At 62.7% G+C, this 1,070-nt stretch carries 1 pseudogene; it reads right to left on the bottom strand.

Features of this window, described 5'->3' with window-relative positions:
• Positions 1-1,070, bottom strand: a pseudogene (locus IG75_RS36950) (amino acid adenylation domain-containing protein); the annotation flags it as partial.

Below are 1,070 nucleotides of genomic sequence, written 5' to 3'. Positions count from 1 at the left end.
TGGAAATCGGTACGACCCAAATACTCCAGCACCGGTTCGATCCGGCCCTCGACCTCGGCCCGGCTCCACCGCACCAGGTCACCGGTCCGATACATCCGCTCGGAGACAGCGAAGGGGTTCGCCACAAAACGATCCGACGACAAATCCGGACGGGTCACATAACCCCGCGCCAACTGATCACCCGCGAGATACAACTCACCCGTGACACCGGCAGGAACCGGACGCAACCGCGAATCCAACACATACACGCGCGAATTCCACTGCGGCACACCGATCGGCACACTATTGGTTTCCTGACCCGTGGCCTGCCAATACGTGATCGACACCGCGGCCTCGGTCGGACCATACAAGTTGNNNNGGTCGGACCATACAAGTTGTGCACAGCCGCACCCGAAATCGCATGCATCGCCGACACCGTCTCCGGCGGCAACGCCTCACCGATCACAAACACATGCTCGAGCGACGAAATCGAACCCGCCGCAGTATGCGCGGCGAACACACCCAGCATCGACGGCACGAAATCGGTCACCGTCACCCGATGCTCAGCGATCATGCGCGCCAAATATTCGGTATCCCGGTGACCATCCGGCATCGCCACCACCAGATGCGCACCCGCAGCCAGCGGCAGGAAATAACCCCACAAAGACACGTCGAACGTCGTCGCGGTCTTCTGCAGATACACATCATCGGCACCCAGCGGGTACTGCGCAAGCATCCACGCGACCTGGTTCACGATCGCCGAATGCGGAACCGCCACACCCTTCGGACGACCCGTCGAACCCGACGTGAAAATCACATACGCCGTATTCGACGGACGCACCGGCGCCAACCGATCGGCATCGGTCACCTGCGCCGAGTCGTAACCACCGAGGTCGAGGGCATCCACAGCCAGCACCGGCACATCCGCGCCCTCGGGCACCGCCCCGGCGTCGGTAGTGGAGGTCAGTACACACAACGGCGCCGCAGTATCCAGGATGTAACCGATCCGCTCCGCCGGATGCGCCGGATCCAACGGCACATACGCACCACCGGCCGCGACCACCGCATACATCCCGACCACGAGATCCAGC

Source organism: Nocardia rhamnosiphila NBRC 108938 (genome assembly GCF_000720425.1).
In the GTDB taxonomy this organism is placed as follows: domain Bacteria; phylum Actinomycetota; class Actinomycetes; order Mycobacteriales; family Mycobacteriaceae; genus Nocardia; species Nocardia rhamnosiphila.
The sequence above is the reverse complement of the archived record's forward strand: the minus strand, read 5'-3'. Positions and strand labels throughout refer to the sequence as shown.